The organism is Parabacteroides vesiculifaciens, from assembly GCF_049860805.1.
Lineage (GTDB): Bacteria > Bacteroidota > Bacteroidia > Bacteroidales > Tannerellaceae > Parabacteroides.
The window spans coordinates 645,522-670,648 of the sequence record NZ_CP187555.1; the positions used below are offsets into that span (position 1 = coordinate 645,522).

Annotated in this window: 17 protein-coding genes, 1 tRNA gene and 3 pseudogenes; 17 read left to right on the forward strand and 4 right to left on the reverse strand. The window is 46.0% G+C overall.

Going from position 1 to position 25,127, the window contains the following annotated elements:
* Window positions 1–164: 164 nt before the first annotated feature.
* The 4 genes from metA (at window position 165) to ACPYIV_RS02590 (ending at window position 4,207) form a co-directional block, all read left to right on the forward strand.
* Complete coding sequence (metA, locus tag ACPYIV_RS02575) at window positions 165–1,097, forward strand: homoserine O-acetyltransferase MetA (protein WP_293731943.1); 933 nt, start codon at window positions 165–167, stop codon at window positions 1,095–1,097.
* Between the two features lie 152 nt (window positions 1,098–1,249).
* On the forward strand, window positions 1,250–3,079 hold the full coding sequence (locus ACPYIV_RS02580; RefSeq protein ID WP_425885381.1) for a peptidase U32 family protein: 1,830 nt from the start codon (window positions 1,250–1,252) through the stop codon (window positions 3,077–3,079).
* Between the two features lie 19 nt (window positions 3,080–3,098).
* A complete protein-coding gene (locus ACPYIV_RS02585; protein ID WP_425885383.1) occupies window positions 3,099–3,914 on the forward strand; it encodes a peptidylprolyl isomerase in 816 nt (271 codons plus the stop codon).
* Window positions 3,915–3,982: 68 nt separating this feature from the next.
* Window positions 3,983–4,207 (forward strand): helix-turn-helix domain-containing protein, encoded by a 225-nt coding sequence (locus ACPYIV_RS02590; RefSeq protein WP_293731946.1) that lies wholly within the window; start codon window positions 3,983–3,985, stop codon window positions 4,205–4,207.
* Here the strand turns inward: ACPYIV_RS02590 and ACPYIV_RS02595 are convergent.
* Entirely contained in the window at window positions 4,149–4,667 is a 519-nt protein-coding gene (locus ACPYIV_RS02595; RefSeq protein WP_293731947.1) for a WbuC family cupin fold metalloprotein, read from the reverse strand. The genes ACPYIV_RS02590 and ACPYIV_RS02595 overlap by 59 nt on opposite strands.
* Before the next feature lie 96 nt (window positions 4,668–4,763).
* Between ACPYIV_RS02595 and ACPYIV_RS02600 the strand changes: the two genes are divergently transcribed.
* The 3 genes from ACPYIV_RS02600 to ACPYIV_RS02610 all read left to right on the forward strand — a co-directional run bounded on the left by ACPYIV_RS02600 (window position 4,764) and on the right by ACPYIV_RS02610 (window position 8,951).
* Complete coding sequence (locus tag ACPYIV_RS02600; RefSeq protein ID WP_425885386.1) at window positions 4,764–7,496, forward strand: hybrid sensor histidine kinase/response regulator transcription factor; 2,733 nt, start codon at window positions 4,764–4,766, stop codon at window positions 7,494–7,496.
* 188 nt (window positions 7,497–7,684) lie between these two features.
* Complete coding sequence (locus ACPYIV_RS02605; protein ID WP_370648503.1) at window positions 7,685–8,554, forward strand: carbohydrate kinase family protein; 870 nt, start codon at window positions 7,685–7,687, stop codon at window positions 8,552–8,554.
* A gap of 220 nt (window positions 8,555–8,774) precedes the next feature.
* Window positions 8,775–8,951 (forward strand): hypothetical protein, encoded by a 177-nt coding sequence (locus ACPYIV_RS02610; RefSeq protein ID WP_008150391.1) that lies wholly within the window; start codon window positions 8,775–8,777, stop codon window positions 8,949–8,951.
* 67 nt (window positions 8,952–9,018) lie between these two features.
* On the opposite strand, the gene ACPYIV_RS02615 is transcribed toward ACPYIV_RS02610, so the two are convergent.
* Window positions 9,019–11,196 carry a tetratricopeptide repeat protein gene (locus ACPYIV_RS02615; protein ID WP_425885388.1) on the reverse strand — a complete coding sequence of 726 codons (2,178 nt, stop codon included), beginning with the start codon at window positions 11,194–11,196 and terminating at the stop codon, window positions 9,019–9,021.
* An 85-nt stretch (window positions 11,197–11,281) separates the two neighbouring features.
* Here ACPYIV_RS02615 and lepA point away from each other — a divergent pair, with 85 nt between their 5' ends.
* Entirely contained in the window at window positions 11,282–13,069 is a 1,788-nt protein-coding gene (gene lepA, locus ACPYIV_RS02620; RefSeq protein ID WP_293731951.1) for a translation elongation factor 4, read from the forward strand.
* Window positions 13,070–13,147: 78 nt separating this feature from the next.
* On the opposite strand, the gene ACPYIV_RS02625 is transcribed toward lepA, so the two are convergent.
* Window positions 13,148–13,636 (reverse strand): SPOR domain-containing protein, encoded by a 489-nt coding sequence (locus tag ACPYIV_RS02625; RefSeq protein ID WP_293731952.1) that lies wholly within the window; start codon window positions 13,634–13,636, stop codon window positions 13,148–13,150.
* 85 nt (window positions 13,637–13,721) lie between these two features.
* Between ACPYIV_RS02625 and ACPYIV_RS02630 the strand changes: the two genes are divergently transcribed.
* Window positions 13,722–15,848, forward strand: coding sequence for an alpha/beta hydrolase family protein (locus ACPYIV_RS02630; RefSeq protein WP_293731953.1), 2,127 nt, complete (start codon window positions 13,722–13,724; stop codon window positions 15,846–15,848).
* Between the two features lie 62 nt (window positions 15,849–15,910).
* Here the strand turns inward: ACPYIV_RS02630 and ACPYIV_RS02635 are convergent, their stop codons facing one another.
* On the reverse strand, window positions 15,911–16,969 hold the full coding sequence (locus ACPYIV_RS02635; protein ID WP_293731954.1) for a class I fructose-bisphosphate aldolase: 1,059 nt from the start codon (window positions 16,967–16,969) through the stop codon (window positions 15,911–15,913).
* 192 nt (window positions 16,970–17,161) lie between these two features.
* Here ACPYIV_RS02635 and ACPYIV_RS02640 point away from each other — a divergent pair, with 192 nt between their 5' ends.
* The 8 genes and pseudogenes from ACPYIV_RS02640 to ACPYIV_RS02675 all read left to right on the forward strand — a co-directional run bounded on the left by ACPYIV_RS02640 (window position 17,162) and on the right by ACPYIV_RS02675 (window position 25,052).
* Window positions 17,162–17,713: an NADH peroxidase gene (locus ACPYIV_RS02640; protein ID WP_115501409.1), complete on the forward strand. Its 552-nt coding sequence runs from the start codon at window positions 17,162–17,164 to the stop codon at window positions 17,711–17,713.
* Window positions 17,714–17,841: 128 nt separating this feature from the next.
* A tRNA-Ser gene (locus tag ACPYIV_RS02645) sits at window positions 17,842–17,928 on the forward strand.
* 274 nt (window positions 17,929–18,202) lie between these two features.
* Window positions 18,203–19,183 (forward strand): annotated as a pseudogene (locus tag ACPYIV_RS02650) (phage integrase SAM-like domain-containing protein); the annotation flags it as partial.
* Window positions 19,184–19,748: 565 nt separating this feature from the next.
* Window positions 19,749–21,569 carry a reverse transcriptase domain-containing protein gene (locus tag ACPYIV_RS02655; protein WP_425886488.1) on the forward strand — a complete coding sequence of 607 codons (1,821 nt, stop codon included), beginning with the start codon at window positions 19,749–19,751 and terminating at the stop codon, window positions 21,567–21,569.
* A 112-nt stretch (window positions 21,570–21,681) separates the two neighbouring features.
* Window positions 21,682–21,867, forward strand: a pseudogene (locus ACPYIV_RS02660) (tyrosine-type recombinase/integrase); the annotation flags it as partial.
* 550 nt (window positions 21,868–22,417) lie between these two features.
* On the forward strand, window positions 22,418–24,226 hold the full coding sequence (locus ACPYIV_RS02665) for a reverse transcriptase domain-containing protein (RefSeq protein ID WP_425883772.1): 1,809 nt from the start codon (window positions 22,418–22,420) through the stop codon (window positions 24,224–24,226).
* Between the two features lie 113 nt (window positions 24,227–24,339).
* Window positions 24,340–24,435: pseudogene (locus ACPYIV_RS02670) on the forward strand (tyrosine-type recombinase/integrase); the annotation flags it as partial.
* A gap of 74 nt (window positions 24,436–24,509) precedes the next feature.
* Entirely contained in the window at window positions 24,510–25,052 is a 543-nt protein-coding gene (locus ACPYIV_RS02675; RefSeq protein WP_425885392.1) for an ORF6N domain-containing protein, read from the forward strand.
* Window positions 25,053–25,127 lie beyond the last annotated feature (75 nt).

Here is a 25,127-nt window from a genome sequence, read left to right on the forward strand (position 1 = left end):
TTTCTTGTAGCAGGGATAGATTATTCCTTGAATTATGTAGCCCATAAGATCGTATCGCTTAAAAATGAATTTGGTGCGGTCGCCCTGTTCCAAACCAGTCCGATTGTGTCAATGAAAAAAATCTCATTATCTTTGTGTCCTATATCAATAATCAAGGAAATAAGATGCCTTTAAACCTACAGAAAAACTTACCAGCCGTTGAGCTGTTGAAGAAAGAGCACATTTTTGTGATGGACTCGTTGCGTGCGTCTGAACAGGACATCCGTCCGCTGCGTGTGGTTGTGCTGAACCTGATGCCGCTGAAGATCACGACGGAGACGGACCTTGTGCGCCTCCTGAGTAACACCCCCCTGCAAGTAGAGCTTGACTTTATGAAGATAAAGGGCCATACTCCCAAGAACACCCCGATCGAGCATATGCAGGAGTTTTATAAAGATTTCGACGAGATGAAGGGTGACTACTACGACGGTATGATCATCACCGGCGCCCCTGTAGAGCAGATGCCTTTCGAGGAGGTGAGCTATTGGGAGGAAGTGACCGAGATATTCGACTGGGCACGTACACATGTGACATCCACCTTATATATCTGTTGGGCGGCGCAGGCCGGGTTGTACCATTTCTATGGTGTGCCTAAATACGACCTGCCGGCCAAGATGTTCGGCGTGTTCCGGCATACGTTGCGCGAGCCTTACGTGCCGATCTTCCGTGGCTTCGACGACGAGTTTTATGTGCCGCACAGCCGGCATACGGAAATCCGCCGCGAAGATGTGATGAAAGTGCCCGAACTGACACTCTTGTCCGAGAGCGAGGAATCCGGCGTTTATATGGCGATGGCGCGCGGGGGACGTGAGTTTTTTATCACCGGGCATTCCGAATATTCGCCTTATACGCTGAACGACGAGTATATGCGTGACGTAAACAAGGGATTGCCCATTGCCGTTCCCCGCAATTATTACCGCAATAACAATCCCGCCCTCGGCCCGGTAGTTCGCTGGCGTGGCCATGCCAATCTGTTGTTCACCAACTGGCTGAACTATTACATCTACCAGGAAACCCCGTTCCGCATCGAGGATATCAGCAAGTTGGGGGATTTGTAATTAAGGAATAATGTGAATAATTAAATGATGATTTATCAGTGTGATTATATTGACGGTGTCTTAGGGCTTACAGATCTAAGATATTGTCGCTGTTAACATACCCATAAATCATCATTCATGTTTTATATCAGACAGTACATAACAACAACATTATGCAAACAAAATCCCGTCCCATAGAACTTCTCTCACCCGCCAAAGATCTCAATTGCGGGATCGAAGCTATCAATCATGGAGCTGACGCCGTCTATATCGGCGCCCCTAAGTTCGGTGCCCGCGCTGCTGCCGGCAACTCTTTGGAAGATATACGCGCGCTTTGCGAGTATGCACACCTGTACGACGCCCGCATCTACGTTACGCTTAATACGATCCTGATGGACGAAGAGCTGGACGAGGCCGAACGGATGATCTGGGACCTTTGGCGCGCCGGGACGGATGCCTTGATCGTCCAGGATATGGGGATCACCCGGCTGAACCTGCCGCCTATCCCGCTTCACGCCAGCACACAAACGGACAACCGCACGCCGGAAAAAGTCCGCTTCCTCGAAGCAGCCGGCTTTACGCAGGTCGTCCTCGCACGTGAACTGTCGCTCAACGAGATACGCAGGATCGCGGCAGCAACCACCGTCCCCCTGGAAGTATTCGTGCACGGCGCCCTGTGTGTCAGTTACAGCGGACAGTGTTACCTGAGTGCCGCCCTGAGCGGGCGCAGCGCCAATCGTGGTGAATGCGCCCAATACTGCCGCCTGCCCTACACGATGGTCGATGCTGCCGGGACGGAAATTGTCTGCAACAAGCATCTACTTTCGCTCAGGGACATGAACCGTTCCGGCCAGCTGGAGGCTCTGCTGGATGCCGGCGTCTCTTCCTTCAAGATCGAAGGGCGGTTGAAAGATGTCGACTATGTGAAGAATATCACGGCTTGTTACCGGAAAAAATTAGACGCAATCCTGTCCCGCCGCCCCGAATACCGTCGCGCCTCTGCCGGACGAAGCATCTATACGTTCGAGCCGGTAGCCGAAAAGAGCTTTAACCGCGGTTTCACTCCCTTCCTGCTGGAAGGGCGGACGGCGGATATTACCGCTTTCGATACGCCCAAATCCTTAGGCGAACCCGTCGGAACGGTCAAGGAGATCAAAGGTAATTCCTTTACCGTGGCCGGACTGAAGCAGTTGAACAACGGCGACGGTCTTGTCTTCTTCAACAAGAAAGGCGAGTTGGAAGGTTTTCGCGTGAACCGGGTGGAGGCAAATCGGGTGTTCCCGTTGGATATGCCGCAGCTTACCCCCAAAACTCCGCTCTACCGCAATTTCGACCAGGCTTTCGACAAACTGCTCGCCAAGCCTTCGGCCGAACGCAAATTGTCCGTCAGGATCGAGTTTCTCGACAACCCCTTTGGTTTTACGCTCTGCATGGAGGATGAGACAGGCGCGCGGATCATGCTGACCGAGCCGTTTGCGAAGAAACTGGCCCGCCGTGAGCAGCAAGACAATATCCGCACACAGCTTTCCAAGTTGGGGAATACGCCGTTCGAAGCATCCGAAGTCACAGTCGGCCTGTCTGAAAACTGGTTCGTCCCCTCCTCCCTGCTCGCCGATATGCGCCGGGCAGGAGTGGAGAAACTGTTGGAAGCCCGCCGCGTCCGCTATCCCCGGGAGACGGTGAAACGCGTGCAGCCGTCGGAGGTAACGCCCTTTCCCGAAAACAGCTTGACCTATTTGGGAAATGTCGCCAACGCGAAAGCCCGCTCGTTCTACCAGGACCACGGGGTGGAGCAGGTCGACCCGGCCTTTGAACTCTCTCCCCGGAAAGACGTTCCGCTGATGTTCTCCAAACACTGCCTGCGCTACAGCATGGGCTGGTGTCCTACTTATCAGAAGAACAAGTCCCCCTACAAGGAGCCCTATTATCTGCTTTATAAAGATACGCGCCTCCGCCTGCAGTTCGACTGCAAGCATTGCCAGATGCTGGTATTTGAAAGTTGAAAGTTTAAAATTTAAAGTTATGAGAACACTATTATTGCTTTGTTTGTCTTTGTTGACTTTGGCCTCCTGTGCAGAGAAGCCGTTGGATCCGGATAAGCCGGTTTATGTAACGGTCCGCACCTCGATGGGAGACGTAACCGTCCTGCTCTATGACGATACACCTTTGCATCGCGACAATTTCATCAAGCTCTGCCAGGCAGGCGAGTATGAAGGGATGTTGTTCCACCGCATTATCAAGGATTTTGTCGTACAGGGTGGCGATCCGGCCAGTAAAGCGCATGAACCCGGTGTGCTTTATGGCGACGGCGACGGAGGCTATACCGTCCCGGCCGAGATCTTACCCCATCATTTTAACAAACGCGGCGCTCTGATCGATGCGAAAGAAACCGACGACGTGAATATAGAACGTGCTTCCGCCGGCACACAATTTTGTTTCGTCCAGGGAAAGAAGCTGACGGATGAAGAGCTGGTGCAGAAAGAAACCCGCATCAACGAGATACGCCGTAACTGGTTGTTCTATAAATTTCAGGATCGCCTGAAGAAACAGGAACCGTCCTTAGCCGCCGACTCGATGAAGACGGAGCTGGAGAACCGGGCGCTCGTCATGTTGGAAGATACGCTTGAAGTGCTGGGATATTACACGATCCCTGCCGACCGCCGCGAGATTTATAAGAATGTCGGTGGCGTTCCGCATCTGGATGGCTCGGTGACGATCTTCGGCGAAGTGGTGGACGGCTTCGATATAGTCGAGAAGATGTCGCTTGTCAAGACCGATAAAAACGACCGCCCGGTGAAAGATGTCATGATCCGTTCGACTAAAGTATTCCAGAAATAGATGAAAACTGTGTTTTTCATGAAAAGTTGCGCCACGAACCGGCTTCTGTTTATGCAAAACACTTGGATGTGGAAACCAAGCACCTGCATGGCGTCATGTATGCCCTCACAGGAATGAGCTTTCTCGAATGGCAGCGCCGTTATCTGTTGTTGATGGCAAAAGAACTGTTGCGCGACACGGATATGAACTGTCTGGAGATCGCCCGTTTCATGCATTTCGGGAGCAACACGGCTTTTAGCCAATGGCTGGTTCCGCTTCTGGGCTGCCATCCGTCGGAATGGCGCAAATTATAGCCGTTTTTAGCATTTCCAGGTAACTTTGAATCTCTTCCGTTTCTTCGGGGGCTGGGCTCCAGGGCGCGAAATTATCCGGTGCGAGCGGAGCGAACGGCCCCTCTTTAATCTCATATATGACAGAGCCGGACTCCAGGACGAGCAGGCCGTGCCATGTCCCCGCCTTTATTTCGGCGCCGTAGACCCCCGCTTTCGGATCGAGTATCTGTGTCGCTGTGATCTTTCCCTCATTGTCGAAGAGGAAAACGGCGACCTGTCCGCGAAGCAGGAGGAAGATTTCGTCCTTTGCAGGGTTCAGATGGCGGTGTGGACGGAGGTAAGTCCCCGGTTCCAAGGCATTGAGCAGGCGGTTGACGGGATCGTCCAAACGTTCATGAAAGTTGTAGTTCATGCGTAGCCGGGGCGACTGTTTGGCACGCCCGGTCGTTTCGTCCAATAGAGTTTCGTTTATGATCTTCATGTGAATAATTGATTTCTGAGGGACGAATGTACAAAATAAATATTGGCTGGTATGCCATTTCTCCGTACATTTGCAGAAACCTGTAAACAAAACAGAATGAAACCTGCTCTAACTTATTACGCTCTACTAGTATTACTTCTGGCATTCTGTTTTTCCTGCAAAACAGATTCGGAGAAGAAGAAGTATGTTATTGGCGTCTCGCAGTGTACGCTTGAAGGTTCCTGGCGCAAGTCGATGTTGCTGGATATGAAGGTGCAGGCCTCCGAATATCCGGGTGTCTCCCTGTTGGTCGAGGATGCTGCGGACAGCAGTTTATTGCAGGTGGAGCAGATACGTAGCCTGATAAAACGGAAGGTCGATCTGCTGATTATCTCCGCCAACGAATCGGAACCTGTCACTCCCATTGCAATCGAGGCCTACCGTGCCGGCATCCCGACTATCCTGGTGGACCGGAAGATCAGTTCGGACGAATATACGACTTATATCGGCGGAAACAATTACGAGATCGGTCGTCAGGCGGGATTTTTTGTGAACCGTCAGGTGAAAGAAAAATATCCTACCGTACTGGAAGTATGGGGCTTGTCCGGTTCTTCTCCGGCACAAGATCGCCATCGCGGTTTTATGGATGTCTTGAACTCCCGCATAAAGGTGAAGGAAATATTCGGGAAATGGAAGCCGGAAACGGTGGAGAAGGAAATTGCGAAAATGGATTCGCTGGAGGAGGTGGACGTGGTGTTCGCTCATAATGATGTGATGGCAATGGCTGCCCGCAGGGCAATCGAAAGGAAGCATCCCGGATTGGCCGATCGGATTCGCTTTGTGGGGATCGATGCTGTTTCGGGACGCGGTTCAGGGCTGGAAGCCGTCATGCACGGGGAACTGGCCGCTTCGATCTTGTATCCGACGGGTGGGAGCTTAGCTATTCGCGTAGCCATGCAGATATTGAACGGGGAAGATGTGTCCCGGCAATATTTGCTTTCTTCCGCCTTGATCGATAAGAACAATGCCGGGACGCTGTTTATCCAGTCCGAACAGGTGGTCGACTACCAGCATCAGATCGAGTTGCAACGGGAGAATTTGGAGAGTATGCTTTCCAAATATACGTTTCTCCAAAACTCCGTCGGCATCATCCTCTTGCTGATGGGGCTGCTGCTTTTGTCCGCCTTGTATGTGATCCATGTGAACCGCGCGGTGAAACGGAAGAACCGTGAGCTGAAACGTACGAACTTGCAGGTACAGCAGCAAAAAGAAGAATTAGCCGAGGCAAACCGTTATATCGAGAAGTCGACGGCTCAGAAACTTCAATTCTTTACCAATATCACGCACGAGATCAAGACGCCGCTGACGCTTATCCTCGGTCCGCTCGGCAAGCTGTCGAAAGAGGCGCCCGAAGGTTCTTCGTTAGCCGACGATATCCGCATTATCCGGAAAAATGCGGAGAGGTTGAAGAAGGTGGTGGACCAGTTGCTCGATTTCCGCAAGGTGGAGAGCAATAAGATGAATATGCGGGTCGGCGAGGTAGATTTAGTCGCTTTTGTGGCGGAAGTGAAATCTTGTTTCGATACGATGGCTGCCGCCAAGCAGATACATTTCACGTTCGAACATGACTGTCCTTCTGTCAGTATATGGGTGGACAGGGACAAGATGGAGAAGATTCTGGCCAATCTTTTGTCTAATGCATTCAAGTTCACGCTGGACGGAGGTACGATCACGGTTCGCCTGAAGGATAAAGGCGATCAGGTCGAACTTGCTGTCGAAGATAATGGTAAAGGCATTCCGTCGGAAAACATTGCTTCCGTTTTTGACCGTTTCTTTACCGGCGACCAGAACTATGTGACGGGGACGGGGATCGGCCTGCACCTGACGCGTGAGTTCGTCCATATGCACAAAGGTACGATCCGGGTGGCGAGTGTTCCGCATAAAAGCACCGTCTTTACGGTTGTCCTCTTGAAAGGTAAATCTCATTTTGACGAATCCTGTACGTTCGATCTTTCCGTAACCGAGCTTTCCAGCGGTGTCGCCAATCTGAACACGGACGAATTGCAGGAAGTTTTGGGCCGCACTTACGATTATACGGTCTTGGTCGTAGAAGACGATCCTGATATACAGGGTTACTTGCAGGCGGAATTAAAACAGAACTTCCATGTATTGGTTGCCGATAACGGTGTGAAGGCTTTGGAGGTGCTGATGAACGAAGAGGTTTCGATGGTTGTCAGTGATGTGATGATGCCGGAAATGAACGGTTTCGATCTTTGCCGCAAAATCAAGTCGGATATTGTCCTGAGCCATCTTCCGGTTATGCTGTTGACCGCTTTGGCCGACGACAAGCAGCAGATGTACGGGGCTGCCAGCGGTGCGGATGCGTATATCCAGAAGCCTTTTAACATAGAAGTCGTGAAACTGCGTATCATTAAATTGTTGGAGGACCGTGCCCGGTTGCGTGAGGCTTATGCTCGCGATGCTTCCTCGCCTGCCGTTTCCGTGAAGGAGGAAAAAGCGGAAAGCATGGACGATCTTTTTATGAATCGTTTCTTGAAACTGATTGAAGAGTCATATGCCGATCCGGATTTCAGCATCGAGAAAGGCAGTGAAAAGTTGGGTTTGTCGCGCGTGCACCTTTACCGGAAAGTGAAGGAACTTGCCGGAGTGACGCCGACCGATTTCCTGCGTAACTATCGTTTGAAGAAAGCCGCCGCCCTGCTCCGTCGGAAAGCCGGTAATGTGAACGAGGTGGCTTATGCGACAGGCTTCGGTTCGCCTGCTTATTTCTCGAAATGTTTTAAAGCCGTTTACAATATTACTCCGACGGAGTATCTGGAAAAAGAATAATATCCTTCTCTTTGATAACGCTCGTTACATTTGTGTAACATCTGTGTATGTGATTTGAAAATAAGTGCATTATGTAACAAGCGTTATCAATCCTGTAGCATTTGTTATCGTCACATCCGCCACCCGGTATCTATCTTTGCATCGTGAAAAACGAAATTATCCTTGTCAAATAAACTATAATGAAACAAATGCAAAGCAACAATAAGAAACCGGTCGTAGTAGGCATAGGAGAACTCCTGTGGGACATGCTGCCAACAGGAAAGAAAGCAGGCGGTGCTCCTATTAATTTCGTCTACCATGCTTCACGATTGGGTGCGGAAGGATATGCTATCAGCGCCGTGGGAGATGACGAGCTGGGACATGAAATCCTCGGCGAGCTGGATAATAATTCGATCCGGTATCTGATCGAGAAAGTCCCTTATCCGACTGGAACGGTACAGGTTACTTTGCAGAATGGTGTCCCTGATTATATTATCAACGAACGTGTAGCCTGGGATCATCTTTCCCCGACATCGAACGCGATCGATCTGGCTGAACGGGCGGATGCCATTTGCTTCGGTACGTTAGGACAGCGTTCCGCGCAGTCGAGAGAGACGATACAGGCGATTCTTTCTTTTGCCCCGGATGATGCTTATCGTTGCTTTGACATCAATTTGCGTCAGCATTATTATACGAAAGAGCTGATCGAAGAGTCGCTTTATCTGGCCAATGTGTTGAAGGTGAATGACGGGGAGTTGGTTGTCCTGCGGGAGATGTTTCATTTGGAAGGAACGGACAAGGAGGTAGCGCATTGGTTTATAGAACGTTATAATCTTCGCCTCGTAGTGTTGACTGCCGGAGATGTCTGTAGCACGATCTATACTGCTGATGAAGAATCGACTTTGCAGACACCGGAAGTGCAGGTGGTGGATACGGTAGGGGCGGGTGATGCTTTCTCCGGTGCACTGATCATTTCGCTGCTGCAAGGGGCTTCGCTCAAGGAAGCACATGAATTTGCTGTCCGCACTGCTGCTTATGTCTGCACGAAAGAGGGGGCATGGCCGGTATACGAAGAGTAAAATACTTGGTAAATATTTAGATATACGATTTGATAGGTTTAGTTTTTAGGTTAAAAAGATTGTTTAGTAATAGGAAGCCTTAACGTAGAGTATAACAAAAAGAAAAAGATGGTTGATGTTTTAGGTTTTTAGGTTTTTTTGTTTTGGTTGATTGAATGGCTCGGAACCTCCGGGCCATTTTTATTGTTGAATATCTATAGAAACATAAATAGTGAATGATATGGACAAAGATTTTACCAAAATTCCGGAGAATGCCGAATCGAAAGCATCAGACAGGGAAAAAGAAGAATACCCCGTGCAACAAGTTGCCGTAACCTACCCGATAGGCGAAAAAGAAGTAAAGGATGCTGTAAAAGAACTCAATCCTGATACGGATAGTCTCGGTAGCAGAGGATGAGAGAAATGGAGAATTGAAAATTAGTTACAGATGTAATTTTCAATTCTCCATTTTCAAATTTCAATTCTCAAATAGCTCCTTCCATTTTATATCTTAGCTGATCCAGCATCAGGGCTACTTCGGCTTCTTCGATGCCGGCGATCAAGAGGTCGGCCACGTCTTGGTTGAATTGTTCCTGGAACTTGATGAAGTTACCGTTTTCCATTTGTACGGCCTGCTGGTAATAGGAGAGGGCTCCTTTGATGTTTTGCAACGCCCATTCGGTATGACCGGCGTTCAGCAGGTCTTGTGCGTTGGGTTGGTTATCCAATATCTTTTTATAGTAGTTCCGTGCTTGGTCGTACTTTCCTGTCAGGAATGAACACCATGCGATAGGGCGCCATGCTTTATGGCTTTTACCATCCAGATAATCAACTTTGAAGAAGCATTTCAACGCTTCGTTATAATCCTTTAGCTCGAGGTGGCAATGGCCGATGCTGATTTGAACCGACAAATTGTCCGGATTTAATGCTTCGTACCGGCGGTAATATTTCAGGGCTTCTTCCGGTTGCTTAAGTGAACGGTAGCAACCGGCGATTCGCCGGATCACCCATTTGCTTTCGGAGTTCAGTAAGTCTGCGTGCAGGTAGGCTTCCAGAGCGCCTTTCAAATCCCCTTCCATCTGTTTGCAGTGACCTATTTTCTGGAAAAGGATGTCGCTGTCCTGATCCGTTTCCGCCAATTGACTGAATATGGTCAGTGCATCGCTGAAATAGTTTTTACGGAGGTAATATTCGGCGATGGTCGTAAGGCTCTCTTTGTCCGATATGTAAGGATGGAGAATGGCCAGATTGTGGAAGTCGAACGGCATCGTGAAGATATCTGTAAAATCCAAATGGCCCGGGTATAGCTTGAAGAAACGATACAGGTCTTGTATGTATTGGCCGATGATCGTATCTTGCTTCCCACGCTTGCTTATCAGTTCCTCTTTGTTTTGCTGGATCATTTCCGTGGCCTGGCTGTCGAACTGATTCATCATCACTTTCCGGGCTTCTTTCGGTAGCTGCATCATGCTGAAATAAAGCGAGTATTTATCTGAGTTGCACATAAAGGCTGCCAATGTCATGGAGTCGAGCATCTGCTTTTCAGCTTCATTGTCCGGAGTGAATTGATCATCGAAAGATGAATGTTCGATTGTGAATGGAAGCAGCCAGTTGCTTAGTTCGCGGAAAAACGGGAAGTTCTTCAGATGAACGAAGGTCGAGTGCATGACGTCGGCCCCTTCCTGTTGGAGTTCCCCGAACTCTTCCATCTTTTTGCCCAGGTTGCTGTCCGAGAAAAAGTTTTCCCATTCCGGATTCATATCTTCGCTTGTCATATCCTCAGGCGTGAGATCTTTCAGATTGATTTTATTGCTGATCTTCGGGCTTAGCTTCATCATTTCCGGAATAATCTCGTCCTGTAGTTTGCGGGTGATCTTCTCCGTCTCACGTGCTAAGATAAAGCGTAAAATAATTGTCCGGATCACTTTGGTGAATCCCGGAACTTCGGCCAATGCCGCCAGCCGGTTGGTTATCTGCGGGTATAAGGCAGTCCGTTTTCTATATGTATATAAAGTGATCAGGATTGAGATTAATGCTCTGACTTTGATCTCATCATCCGGATGATTGGCGGCATCGAACAGTAACAGCATTTTTTCTTTGTCGAAAAATTCTTGCAACCCCAACATCAGTGCGGAAACAATCTGGCTACCGGTTGTAAAAGGCAGTGCGTTATCCAAGAACATATCGCGAATATCTTCTACTTCCTCTTTCTTTAGAAAAGATGATATCCATATTTTATTGAAGATGATAGTATTGAAAGCGTCGCTTTCTTTATGCTTTCCGGCTTCATGCTCCAGTACCAGTTGGTTGTGCAACTGTTTGTAAGTGAGAGGCGGCTGTGCGTTCAAGCTTCTTCGACGGCTGTAATAGGAAAGGGGTGATTCTACTGCCATCGCCTTTTGCTTGACCAAATCCGCCAGTTCATAGGTGGACGCCTGCAAATTGGTATATATCTGTTCCTGCATCGGATCTTTCGCCCCTTCGATGCGATAGCGCAACATATACTTGTAGGTATCCTGCAGTTCGTTCAGTTTGTCCTGAAAAAAATATTCACGGCTTCCTGCAATAAGAGCCTGTAAGGAATCGAAGGCATTCTTTAATTCTTTACTATCCAATGAACCGACTATGCGGTTGTATGCTTTGTTTATTTCTTGTAGTGTCATATTTTATTAACAACAAATGGTGTGCCAAATGTATGACAAATTAGCCTAAATTTTCTATCTTTGCACACCTAAATAAATTTAGCAGATGAAGAATATCCGCAATTTCTGTATTATTGCCCATATTGACCATGGTAAAAGTACTTTGGCCGACCGTTTGCTCGAGTATACCAAGACAGTAGAAGGTAAAGATTTGCAGGCGCAGGTTCTGGACGATATGGACCTGGAGCGTGAACGAGGCATTACGATCAAGAGTCATGCCATTCAGATGAAGTATAATTATAAAGGAGAAGAATATATCCTGAATCTGATCGATACTCCGGGACATGTCGACTTTTCGTATGAAGTTTCCCGTTCGATTGCTGCTTGTGAAGGTGCTTTGCTTATTATTGATGCGGCTCAGGGCATTCAGGCGCAGACTATTTCCAATTTGTATATGGCAATCGAAAATGACTTGGAGATTATTCCGGTCATGAATAAGATAGACCTTCCGAGTGCTATGCCGGATGAGGTGGAAGACCAAATTGTCGAACTGTTAGGATGTCCGCGTGAAGACATTATCCGGGCCAGTGGAAAGACGGGAGAAGGTGTCTATGACATATTAAATACGATCGTCGAAAAAGTCCCGGCTCCTAAGGGAGATCCGGAAGCTCCGTTGCAGTGCTTGATTTTTGACTCTGTCTTTAATTCCTTCCGTGGCATTATTGCTTACTTTAAAGTTGTGAACGGCGTGATTCGGAAAGGAGACCATGTTAAGTTTATTGCAACCGGTAAGGAATATGATGCCGATGAGGTAGGTGTATTGAAGCTGACGATGTCCCCCCGTGATGAGATTCGTACCGGAGATGTCGGTTATATTATTTCCGGTATTAAGACTTCACGTGAGGTCCGGGTCGGTGATACCATCACACATGTAGCCCGTCCGGCTAAGCAAGCGATTGCCGGATTCGAAGAGGTGAAACCGATGGTCTTTGCCGGTGTTTATCCGATCGATAGCGAAGATTTCGAGAATCTGCGTGCTTCATTGGAAAAGCTCCAGTTGAACGATGCTTCTTTGACCTTCCAGCCTGAAAGTTCGGCAGCATTGGGCTTCGGTTTCCGTTGCGGCTTCTTGGGGTTGTTGCACATGGAGATTGTACAGGAACGTTTGGATCGTGAGTTCAATATGGATGTGATCACGACTGTTCCTAACGTGTCTTATAAAGTATATGATAAGAAAGGTACTTGCATGGAAGTGCATAACCCGAGCGGTTTGCCTGATCCAACGCTGATCGACCATATCGATGAACCGTATATCCGTGCATCTGTCATTACCAATACGACTTTTATCGGCCCGATCATGACACTTTGTCTGGGTAAGCGTGGCATATTGCTTAAGCAGGAGTATATTTCCGGTGACCGTGTCGAGATTCATTATGATATGCCTTTGGGTGAGATCGTAATCGATTTTTATGACAAACTGAAAAGTATTTCTAAAGGGTATGCCTCTTTTGACTATCACATCCATGATTTCCGTCCGAGTAAGTTAGTTAAACTGGATATCCTTCTGAATGGGGAGCCGGTGGATGCCCTTTCGACATTGACCCATGTGGATAATAGCGTCACCTTCGGTCGTCGCATGTGCGAAAAGCTGAAAGAACTGATTCCCCGGCAACAGTTTGACATTGCTATTCAGGCAGCTATTGGTGCTAAGATCATTGCCCGCGAAACAATTAAGGCGGTTCGTAAAGATGTAACAGCCAAATGTTATGGTGGTGATATTTCCCGTAAACGTAAGTTGCTTGAAAAGCAGAAGGAAGGAAAGAAACGAATGAAACAGATCGGTACGGTAGAAGTTCCTCAGAAAGCGTTCTTGGCTGTGTTGAAATTAGATTAAGAGGATTTGTTGGAATAAAATAAAAAAGGATGGATCGCAATAGCGGTTCATCCTTTTTTATTACGTGAATTGGATTTCTTAGTATTGTCTTTCCAGAATCCAGGCATCCTGGAAGTTAGGAGCATATTTGGCTTTGATTGCGTCGCGGCTGTCGGCTGCATCGGCTTTGTCGTTAAAGCTGGCAACGATCACACGAAGCATACCTTGTTCGTTTTCTCCTAAAACAGCGTTATATCCGTCGTTCTGCATACGTTCTTTCAAAGCGTAAGCATTTGTTTTGTTCTTAAAACTACCGATAACAACACTATAACGTTTCAGTCTGCTTGCGTCCTCACCCTGTGCTGCATTAATTCTTTCTGCGCGTGTGCTGACGTTGGATGTTCTCGGTTTGGAAACCGGGGTTACTTCTTCAACTACTTCCTCTTCTTCAACTACCGCTACCGGCGCTGTCGATTCTTTTTCTTTTGCTTGTTCGTAAGCAGCCTTATACGCACTCTGTTTAGGTTTACAAGAACCTAATGCTAAAACCATACATATGGAGGCTCCAAATAACCAAATCTTATTCATACTGTTCAGTTCTTAAATTAATGGGACAAAGATATAAATTATATTTTGTACTTTCGTGCCCAAAACACAATATATTATAAACTACATGAATAAATCTATCGGAACAATGGTTATGGCAACATCCTTATTATTTGGAGCTTGTAATAGCAAGGATATAGATATTGCCGTAAAGGTAAAAGCGAAAGGAAGCACCGAAAATGTGATCGGGCGTTCGGATATTAAAGTCAAAGACGGACGAATGACTCCCGAAGTGCTTTGGGCAATGGGACGTATCGGGGGAATGAATGTTTCTCCGGACGGACAGAAAGTCGTGTATACTGTAGCCTATTACAGCGTACCGGAAAACAGAAGTAATCGTGAAGTGTTTGTCATGAATGCAGACGGGACAGACAATAAACAGATTACGAAAACGGCTTATTCTGAAAATGAAGCTGTCTGGATCAAAGGAGGAAAGAAAATCGCTTTCCTTTGTAATGAAAGCGGTAGCAGCCAGCTTTGGGAGATGAACCCGGATGGAAGCGACCGCAAACAACTTTCCGAATACGACGGAGATATCGAAGGTTTCGCCTTTTCTCCCGATGAAAAGAAAGTCCTGTTTATTTCACAGGTAAAGACGGTAAAGAGTACGGCAGATAAATATCCGGATTTGGATAAGGCTACCGGCATTATTGTTACGGACCTGATGTACAAACATTGGGACGAATGGGTAACAACAGCCCCGCATCCTTTTGTTGCGGATTTTGATGGCAAGGCTATCAGTAACCCTGTTGATATTATGGAAGGCGAACCGTTTGAAAGTCCGATGAAACCGTTCGGGGGAATCGAACAGCTGGCATGGAATACGACATCGGACAAGATCGCTTACACGAGTCGTAAAAAGACCGGAAAGGAATATGCGTTGTCCACCAATTCGGATATTTATGTATATGACCTGAACACGAAAAAAACGACTAATATCAGCGAAGGCATCATGGGCTATGACACAAACCCACAATATTCTCCCGATGGCAAGTCCATCGCATGGCAGAGCATGGAGCGTGACGGCTATGAGTCAGATCAGAACCGTTTGATGGTAATGAACTTAGAAACAGGCGAAAAGACATTCGTCAGCAAAGACTTTGACTCCAACGTAGACGGATTTGTCTGGAGTGCAGATGCAAAGGCCCTTTACTTCACGGGCGTTTGGCATGGCGAATCTCAGGTGTATAAGATCGATTTGACTGATGGAAACAAGATCACCCCGCTTACGTCCGGGATGTACGATTATGCAGGTGTAGCCCTGCTGGACGAAAACAAGTTGATCGTGCAACGTCATTCATTGAGCATGGGAGATGAGATCTACTCGATTGATTTGGCCGATAATAACAAGGTCGCTCAATTGACAACGGAAAACAAGCAAATCTATGACCAGTTGGAAATTGGTAAAGTAGAAGGCCGTTGGATGAAAACAACAGATGGCAAACAAATGCTTACCTGGGTGATTTATCCTCCCCATTTCGATCCGAATAAGAAATATCCTACCTTGTTGTTCTGCGAGGGTGGTCCGCAAAGTCCTGTAAGCCAATTCTGGTCCTACCGTTGGAATATGCAGATTATGGCCGCTAACGACTATATCGTGGTCGCTCCGAACCGCCGCGGTCTTCCCGGCTTCGGCATGGAGTGGAATGAACAGATCAGCGGAGATTATGGTGGCCAGTGCATGAAAGACTACTTTACGGCTATTGACGAGATGGCCAAAGAGCCGTTTGTTGATAAAGACCGCCTGGGGTGCGTGGGAGCGAGCTTCGGAGGCTTCTCCGTTTACTGGCTGGCCGGTCACCACGACAAACGTTTTAAAGCCTTTATTGCACACGATGGTATCTTTAATATGGAAATGCAGTATCTGGAAACGGAAGAGAAGTGGTTTGCCAACTGGGATATGGGCGGTGCTTACTGGGAGAAGCAGAATGCAACGGCACAACGCACGTTTGCCAACTCCCCGCACTTGTTTGTCGATAAATGGGATACTCCGATTCTCTGCATCCACGGTGAAAAGGACTATCGTATTTTGGCCAACCAGGGTATGGCTGCCTTTGATGCAGCGGTTCTCCGGGGTGTTCCTGCCGAGCTGTTGATTTATCCTGATGAAAACCATTGGGTGTTGAAACCTCAGAATGGTGTGCTTTGGCAGCGTACATTCTTTGAATGGTTGGATATGTGGTTGAAGAAATAAAGATTTATTCATAAAAAAGAAACACCGCCCCGGACAATTCGGAGCGGCGTTTCTTTTTTATACTAAGCAATTGTTATTTCCGGGTCCAGATATACATCCTGTATACTATGCAGTAATTCCACACCGTCTTTCATCGGACGTTGGAAGGCTTTACGCCCGCTGATCAGTCCCATGCCGCCGGCACGCTTATTGACAACAGCCGTATAAACCGCATCCTTCAGGTCGGAAGCCCCGTGCGATTCCCCGCCGGAGTTGATAAGGCCGACACGCCCCATATAGTTATTGGCAACCTGGTAGCGGCAGAGATCGATCGGATGTTCTGTTGCCAGTTCGGTGTACATCTTCTGGTTGATTTTGCCGAATTTGATAGCCGTAAACCCGCCGTTGTTTTCCGGCAGTTTCTGTTTTATAATATCCGCCTTGATCGTAACGCCCAGATGGTTGGCTTGTCCTGTCAGGTCGGCTGCGGCATGATAGTCCACCCCGTCTTTTTTGAATTCACTGTTGCGCAGGTAGCACCATAAGATAGTAGCCATTCCTAACTCGTGCGCATAATCGAAAGCTTCGGAAACTTCGACCAGTTGCCTTCTGCTTGCTTCCGAACCGAAATAGATGGTTGCGCCAACGGCAGCCGCTCCCATATCCCAGGCCTCTTTCACGGAGCCGAACATGATCTGGTTGTATGAATTGGGATAAGTCAGCAATTCGTTGTGATTCAGCTTGACCACGAACGGTATCTTGTGTGCATATTTGCGCGCTACGGAACCTAAGACTCCGAATGTGGAGGCTACCCCGTTGCAACCTCCTTCGATCGCCAGTTTGACAATATTTTCCGGATCGAAATAGATCGGGTTCGGAGCGAATGAAGCCCCCGCCGTATGTTCGATATCCTGATCCACAGGCAGGATCGAAACATAGCCGGTATTTGACAACCGTCCGCTTCCCAATAACCGTTGCAGATTGTTTAATGTCTGGATATTTCTGTCGGAATCGATCCATATATCGTTGATGACAGACGGAGAGGGGAGGTGTATAAGAGATTTATCGATTGTTTTGCAAGTGTGTCCAAGCAGGAACTCGCCCTGTTCGCCCAATAGGCTGATAATCTTTGATGTGTCCATAATTATGAAAGTTTTTTAGTATAACACCGGCCGTAGGGGATCTGTTTTATAGTTTTTATCAATTAGTGGATAGAATAAATCTATAAGGTTTTGTAGAACTTGTTTTAGAATGTTTCCATACATTTGCAAATAACAAATAACGAGTGTTACAATTAATTTTAAGATTATACAACCAATAAAAATTTTACAAAGATGAAAAAGAAATGGATTTGCACAGTATGCGGTTATGTACACGAAGGTGATGAAGCTCCTGAATTCTGTCCTCAATGCAAGCAGCCGAAGAGCAAATTTAAAGAATTAGTAGAAACGACCGGTGCACTGACTTTCGCTGACGAACACGTGATCGGTGTTGCTAAAGGTTGTGACGAAGAAATGATTAAAGATCTGAACGCGCATTTCATGGGCGAGTGTACTGAGGTCGGTATGTATTTGGCTATGAGTCGTCAGGCTGATCGTGAAGGCTATCCTGAAGTTGCAGAAGCATTCAAACGTTATGCTTGGGAAGAAGCAGAACACGCTGCTAAGTTTGCAGAATTGTTAGGCGATGTTGTTTGGGACACAAAAACAAACCTGGAAAAACGTAAAGATGCCGAATGTGGTGCTTGTGAAGACAAAAAACGTATTGCCACTCGTGCAAAACAATTGAACCTGGACGCTATCCACGACACAGTTCACGAAATGTGCAAGGACGAAGCTCGCCACGGTAAAGGATTTGAAGGTTTATACAACCGTTATTTCAAATAATTCGCAAATTCGTTAACAAGGGAAGGGCGTTCTTTTAGGAGAATGCCCTTTTTTATTAAGAAAAATGCTCTTTGGAGGACAACGGAATTAAATTTTCCCTACATTTGTACTCGCAAATGACGACCTAAGGAAAGCTGCCAGAGTGGTCGAATGGGCCGCACTCGAAATGCGGTGTACGGGTAACTGTACCGGGGGTTCGAATCCCTCGCTCTCCGCTGAACTAACCGGACAAAACCGGACAATGAACAGCCAAGTCCCACAAATTCAACGATTTGTGGGACTTTTTTATCCCCTTATGTCTGCCCTACCGGACATCATTTAGCCCTTAAAAGACAAAGTTAGTAACCTAACTCGTACCCCCGACAACCAAAAGTCCAAAAGGGGTACACTTAGTCCGAAATTGGCGAACTTCTGTCGCTATTTGGCGAGCCTGTATAAACTTCACTTTGAGCTAATTAACGTAGTTTTGTAACCTAAAAAAGTGAGTTTATGAAGAGTACATTCAACGTTCTTTTCTTTGTGAAAAAGGACAAGCAAAAAATCAATGGCAGTTACCCTATTTTCGTCCGTATCACGATTGATGGTGTGGCAAGTCGTTTTAATTCCAAACTGGACGTTCAACCCAAACTTTGGGATGGCAAGGCAGGCAAAGCCGCCGGACGTTCTGCGGAAGCTACCCGCATCAACCGATTGCTGGATGATATAAACGCATCCCTTAATACCATCTATCACGAACTGCAAAGGCGTGACAATTATGTTACCGCCGAAAAGGTGAAGAATGAATTTTTAGGGCATAGCGAAAACCACGATACCATCCTTAACCTTTTCCAAAAGCACAATGACGATGTGAAACAGTTGGTCGGCATATCCAAAACGATTGCCACTTATCGCAAATATGAAGTGACCCGCCGCCATCTTGCCGAGTTCATCCAAAGCAAATATAACCTGTCGGATATTTCTATAAAGGAAATAACCCCGATGTTCATTACCGACTTCGAGTTATATTTGCGTACCACCTGCAAATGTGGCTTTAATACGACCGCCAAGTTCATGCAGTTCTTCAAACGCATTATCCTGATAGCTCGTAATAACGGCATCCTGATAGGTGACCCGTTCGCCAATTATAAAATACGTTTGGAAAAAGTGGATAGGGGATATTTAACAGAGGATGAAATAAAAATCATCCTCAAAAAGAAAATGGTTTCCGAACGGTTGGAACAGGTGCGTGATGTTTTTATCTTTTCCTGTTTCAGTGGTTTGGCTTATGTGGATGTAGCAAACTTAAAGGAAGATAATATCCGTAAATCCTTTGACGGTAATTTGTGGATAATTACCAAACGTCAGAAAACGAATACAGACGTGAATGTCCCTTTGCTGGACATTCCTAAAATGATACTGGAAAAGTACAAAGGTAAATTGCCGAACGGTAAGGTACTTCCTATTATCAGCAATCAAAAACTTAATGCGTATTGTGCGCCCGTAAAGGTTGCGTAATGAATGTCTCTTTAGCAAGAGACTAGACTAGATTCTAAGTCTACTCCCAACCGACTTATCCGGCGGGGAAACCCAATGGGGAGTATCGCATGTCGGTTGCAGCATGGCCGCCCTAATTGCCAAGAGCGAGTGCATCGCTGGGGAGAAAGACAGACACGAGGATGAAACCTATACTGGTTGAACGATAGTTCAGTGAGGCATGTTGGACTTGTGACGAAAGGCAGTTGTATTGTCACACCGTGGCTCTCTCATTTGTCAGGTAGCCTTTGAGAGCATAGAACATAGCTACGGCACAACCGCAATAAGCGGAGAAAAGAACGAAAGTCGCATCCGACAGTCTGTCGCGCTAATAGTCATTACGAAACTAAACGGGGATTTCCTAAATCGGGATGCCTATGGAAACAAGGGCTATGTATAAAGATACTGAATACCCGATATGGAAACGGAGCTTCCGTAGTAGTCCGAGCAAGGTAACGCCTTGCACATGGCGAAGGGAAGCAGTTGTCAACTTAATACAAACTAAGGAAAACGTGTGAGACGTATGAGAGATCCACAGCAAGTATTAAACGCTTTATGCGAACATAGCAAAGATTCGGATTACCGATACGAAAGACTCTACCGGATTCTGTTTAATGAGCAGATGTTCTTCATTGCCTATCAGCGTAAATATGCCAATCAAGGTAATATGACGCCCGGCAGCGATGGTAGAACCATCGACCGAATGAGCATTGACCGTATACAGAAAATAGTGGCAAGTCTGAGGGATGAATCTTATAAGCCCCACCCGACACGTCGAGTGTATATTCCTAAAAAGAATGGGAAGAATCGCCCGCTGGGCATTCCATCTTTTGAGGATAAACTTGTGCAAGAGGTAGTGCATATGATTCTGGAAGCCATTTACGAGGGACACTTTGAAGATACCTCGCATGGATTCCGCCCCAATAGAAGTTGCCACACGGCATTAAGAGACATAAAGGTGACATTCAAAGGAACACGATGGTTTATCGAAGGTGACATCAAAGGCTTCTTTGACAATATTGATCATAACATTATGATTGATATCCTCAGAGAGCGCATCTCCGATGAACGGTTCCTGCGATTAATCCGCAAATTCTTAAATGCAGGCTATATGGAGAAATGGACATACAACAACACCTACTCTGGAACACCACAAGGTGGTATCATTAGCCCTATTTTGGCTAACATCTACCTTGACAAGTTCGACAAGTATATAAAGGAGTATGCCGATAACTTCAATAGAGGCAGAGGACGTAGACTAACCCAAGAGTATCAGCGTAACCGGAATCAAAGGAATGTATTACGATGGAAACTAGAAGCAGAAACGGATGAAAACCGCAAGGTTGAACTGAAATCAAAAATTGCCGAAATGCGCAAGAAGATGCTGGATATTCCAGCAACAAGGGACATAGACGATGCGTTCAGAAGATTGAAGTATGTGAGGTATGCCGATGACTTTCTTATAGGAGTGATTGGCAGCAAAGAGGAATGCGAGAAAATCAAGGCTGATATTACGACGTTCATGAGTGATAAACTCAAATTGGAGATGTCGCAGGAAAAGACCTTGATTACGAACGCACAGGAACCTGCAAAATTCCTTGGGTACGAAATCAATGCACGCCGTTCTATGGACCACACACGCACACGGAGTGGACTACAACGACGCCCGTGGCTGGGAACAATTGTGTTGAAAGTCTCTTACGAAACTGTACTTAAGCGTCTTCAATACTATGATGCTGTGCTTATCACACAAGTAAACAGAAAAGAGACACTTAAGCCTTCGTCTCGTAAGTATATGGTAAATAGACAAGACGCAGATATCCTGGCGCAATACAATCTTGAATTGCGGGGATTCTACAACTACTATTCCATTGCGGACAATATCGGCTATTGGGGGTGGAAGTTCAATTACTTCATGAAGTATAGTATGCTCAAAACTCTCGGTCGCAAGCACAAAAGAACCGTCGGACAAATACTTGAAAAGTACAAAGACGGAACGGATGTGATTATCCCTTATAAGGATAGCAAAGGCAATGCGAAACAAAGAGTATGGTATAACGGCGGATTCAGATGCAAACGCTTCACCGACATCTATGAGGATAACCATTACGACAACATACCGAACACCATGTATCTTCCTGCCCCCACACTTGTGGAAAGGCTCAAAGAGAGAAAGTGTGAATTATGCGGTGCAATAGGAGACCTTGTGATGCATCACATACGCAACATCAATCAGCTTAAAGCTGACACCAAGTGGAATGTTGTGATGATTAAACGCCATCGTAAAACTCTCGCAGTCTGTCATGATTGCGATGCATTAATCCATAAAAGCTATGATAAGTAAAGTGATGTTGACAATGGAGAGCCGTATACATGGAGACATGTACGTACGGTTCGGGGGCAGGTTAGCGGAAACTTACCACCGAAAGGTGGAAAAGCGCTGCGGGCCTAGCCTACTGAAAGAGATAGCGGATGTATGCGGAATTAAAAAGAACTTGACATTTCACCTTGCAAGGCATACTTTTGCCACGACCACCACGCTTGCAAAGGGTGTACCCATTGAAACTGTCAGCAAGATGTTGGGACACACCAATATAGAAACTACACAAATATACGCCCGTGCGCCCAGAATGGTCGCTTAATAAATACTTCTTTAGCAAGAAGTTAGGATTGGGTTCGATATAATCCTATCGTCAATCAGTTTATCCAAAGGGGAAACCTGGTGGGGAGTGTAGCATACTGATTAAAGCCCTAAGTCTACTAATAGTCAAGTAGCGACTGAGGGGCAAGACGAAAAGACATACATAAGGATGAAGCCTTGATTGGTTGAACGATAGTTCTGTGGTACCAAATCTTGCAACAACGGAAGACTATTATACATACGTTGTTTCATAGTACTCTGCCTATTTTGTGCGTTAGTGCAGAGCATAAAGAACCGACTATGACACAGCCGCAATAAGCGGACAAGAACGAAAGTCGCATCCGACAGTATGACGTGCTAATAGTTATTAAGAGAACTAACTGGGGATTACCTAAGTCGGAACGCTGGAATAAACAGCTATAAAGAAAGCTTTTGAATATCCGATATGGTAACGGAACTTCCGTAGTAGTCCGAGCAAGGGAAAGCCTTGTACATGGCGAAGGGAAGTAGTCTGTAATTTTAATACAAACAACGGAAAACGTGAGAGACGTATGAGAAATCCAGAGCAAGTATTAAACATTTTAGCTGGACACAGCAACGAGCCTGAGTATAAATACGAAAGGCTCTACCGTATTCTATTCAATGAACAGATGTTCTTTGTCGCCTACCAACGTATGTATGCAAAGCCGGGAAACATGACACCCGGCACAGATGGCAAAACAGAGGATGAAATGAGCATCGATAGGATAAACAAACTCATAAAGAGTATAAAGGATGAGACTTATAGCCCCAATCCTGCAAAGAGAATTTACATTCCGAAAAAGAATGGGAAAATGCGTCCGTTAGGAATACTGTCTTTTGAAGACAAATTGGTTCAAGAGGTAGTAAGAATGGTGCTTGAAGCCATATATGAGGGACACTTTGAGTGGACATCGCACGGTTTCAGACCAAACCGAAGCTGTCACACAGCACTGAAAAGTCTACAAAACAATTTCAACGGTGCAAAATGGTTCATTGAGGGAGATATAAAAGGCTTCTTTGACAACATAGACCATGATGTGCTGATAGAAATAATGAAAGGTAGAATAGCAGATGACAGATTTCTTCGTCTGATACGGAAATTCCTCAATGCAGGGTACATGGAAGAGTGGCAATTCAACAAGACTTATTCAGGGACACCGCAAGGTGGTATTATAAGTCCTATTTTGGCAAATATATACCTTGACAAGTTCGATAAATACATGGAAGAATATGCCAACAAATTCAATAAAGGGACAATCAGAAGTCGTAACAAGGACATTTGCAAACTCAACAACAGAGTACACTACCTAAAGCGTAGGATAAACGAAGTGAAGGATGCAAACGAAAGAACAAAAATGGTAGAAGAACTGCACGAAAAGCAGAAGCGGATACTAACAATGCCAAGTGGCAACGATATGGATAGAAATTTTCGCAGACTGAGATATGTGCGCTACGCCGATGATTTTCTAATCGGGGTTATCGGAACGAAAAATGAATGTGAGACAATCAAAGCTGACATCACTAGGTTTATGCAGGAAAAGTTAAGGCTGGAGATGTCACAGGAAAAAACTTTGATTACAAATGCACAAGACAGCGCAAAATTTTTGGGTTACGAAATATATGTCCGTAAAGACTATGCCACAAAGAGAAACAGTAACGGAACAGTGCGCAGATACTTCAACGGGAATGTGATATTGCACGTTTCAAGAGAAGTAATCAAGAATAAACTGCTCAGCCTCGAAGCCATGAAAGTTGTCACCAAACACGGCAAGGAAACATGGGTGTCAAAAGGCAGGACTTATATGATTGACAATGAAGCGCACGAGATTGTATCTCAGTTTAATACCGAAATACGAGGGTTCTATAACTATTACTCAATAGCAAACAATGCATCGGCTTTGGGACGCTCTTTCGGCTGTATTATGAAGTTCTCCATGTACAAAACTCTTGCTCAAAAGCTGAATATGTCAGTGAGAAAAGTCATTGAAACATACCGCAAGGACAATCTCTTTGTCGTGCCTTTTGTAAACAAGGGAGGAGAAACCAAGTACAGGGTATTCTACAATGAGGGTTACGCCCGTAAAACGGATTGTGAAACAGCCCCAAGTGACAATCTGCCGTATATGTTCAAAACGCCATCGTTGAGTTTGATAGAAAGGCTTACAACAAAAACGTGCGAACTATGTGGCAAGCACGGAGAAGTGGTAATGCATCATGTCCGCACTCTCAAAGAGTTAAAAGGTAAAAATGACTGGGAACGCAAAATGCTCCATATGCACAGAAAGACTTTGGTCGTATGCGCGGAGTGTAACGCAAAAATCCAGAGCTGTGATAAGTAAAAATGATGTTACAGATGGAGAGCCGTATACATGGAGACGTGTAAGTACGGTTCGGGGGCAGGTAAACGAAAACCTACCGCTGTAAAGCGGAAAGGCGTTGTTTGCCGAGCCTACGCATAACGAATAACAAGATAAGTAACGATATGCAGGGGCTTGACAAGAAGTTTGTCGGCATTGAAAAAATCTACAAAGAAGTATCTATGAAATAGATATATAGGGAGACTTATCACAAACTGTGATAAGTCCCTTTATGCTTTATTACTCACCATTAAATAATAACATTATGGACTTACAAATCATCCAAAACAAGATTTATGAAATCAGAGGTTGCCGGGTTATGCTTGATAGTGACCTTGCGGCACTTTATCAGGTGGAAACAAAAGCCTTGAAACAGGCTGTTAAACGTAATATAGAACGTTTCCCGGAAGATTTTATGTTTGAACTGACAAAGGAAGAAGTGGAATGTTTAAGGTCACAAATTGTGACCTTAAAGAATAATCCGGATGAAATGGAAGAAGAAAGCAGTTCAAAACGTGGTAAACACACTAAATATTTGCCCTATGTTTTTACGCAAGAGGGAGTAGCTGCACTGTCCGGTGTGCTACGCAGCCCTATTGCCATACAGGTGAATATTTCCATCATGCGGGCATTCGTAGCCTTGCGTCAAATGATAACAGGCTATCAGGAACTACTAAAGCGTATTGAAGAACTGGAAGAAAGTACGGATGCACAATTCAGCGAGATATACCAAGCACTGACCCAATTACTAAGCAAGCCCGAACCAAAACCACGCAAACCGATAGGATATAGAACCTATGACGAATAACGGTTTAAGGTATTCGGTTGTCTAAGGGGTGTCACCAGTGATACCCCTTTTTCAGTTCCCTAAAGTAATGTATCT

Bases quoted from the DNA above. Each gene is read 5' to 3' on its own strand.
- ACPYIV_RS02615 (WP_425885388.1), bottom strand. From the start codon at position 11,196: ATGACACTACAAGAAATAAACAAAGCATACAACCGCATAGTCGGTTCA.
- ACPYIV_RS02600 (WP_425885386.1), top strand. From the start codon at position 4,764: ATGAAACCTGCTCTAACTTATTACGCTCTACTAGTATTACTTCTGGCA.
- lepA (WP_293731951.1), top strand. From the start codon at position 11,282: ATGAAGAATATCCGCAATTTCTGTATTATTGCCCATATTGACCATGGT.
- ACPYIV_RS02580 (WP_425885381.1), top strand. From the start codon at position 1,250: ATGCAAACAAAATCCCGTCCCATAGAACTTCTCTCACCCGCCAAAGAT.
- ACPYIV_RS02595 (WP_293731947.1), bottom strand. From the start codon at position 4,667: ATGAAGATCATAAACGAAACTCTATTGGACGAAACGACCGGGCGTGCC.
- metA (WP_293731943.1), top strand. From the start codon at position 165: ATGCCTTTAAACCTACAGAAAAACTTACCAGCCGTTGAGCTGTTGAAG.
- ACPYIV_RS02635 (WP_293731954.1), bottom strand. From the start codon at position 16,969: ATGGACACATCAAAGATTATCAGCCTATTGGGCGAACAGGGCGAGTTC.
- ACPYIV_RS02640 (WP_115501409.1), top strand. From the start codon at position 17,162: ATGAAAAAGAAATGGATTTGCACAGTATGCGGTTATGTACACGAAGGT.
- ACPYIV_RS02625 (WP_293731952.1), bottom strand. From the start codon at position 13,636: ATGAATAAGATTTGGTTATTTGGAGCCTCCATATGTATGGTTTTAGCA.
- ACPYIV_RS02675 (WP_425885392.1), top strand. From the start codon at position 24,510: ATGGACTTACAAATCATCCAAAACAAGATTTATGAAATCAGAGGTTGC.
- ACPYIV_RS02665 (WP_425883772.1), top strand. From the start codon at position 22,418: ATGAGAAATCCAGAGCAAGTATTAAACATTTTAGCTGGACACAGCAAC.
- ACPYIV_RS02605 (WP_370648503.1), top strand. From the start codon at position 7,685: ATGCAAAGCAACAATAAGAAACCGGTCGTAGTAGGCATAGGAGAACTC.
- ACPYIV_RS02655 (WP_425886488.1), top strand. From the start codon at position 19,749: ATGAGAGATCCACAGCAAGTATTAAACGCTTTATGCGAACATAGCAAA.
- ACPYIV_RS02585 (WP_425885383.1), top strand. From the start codon at position 3,099: ATGAGAACACTATTATTGCTTTGTTTGTCTTTGTTGACTTTGGCCTCC.
- ACPYIV_RS02630 (WP_293731953.1), top strand. From the start codon at position 13,722: ATGAATAAATCTATCGGAACAATGGTTATGGCAACATCCTTATTATTT.
- ACPYIV_RS02610 (WP_008150391.1), top strand. From the start codon at position 8,775: ATGGACAAAGATTTTACCAAAATTCCGGAGAATGCCGAATCGAAAGCA.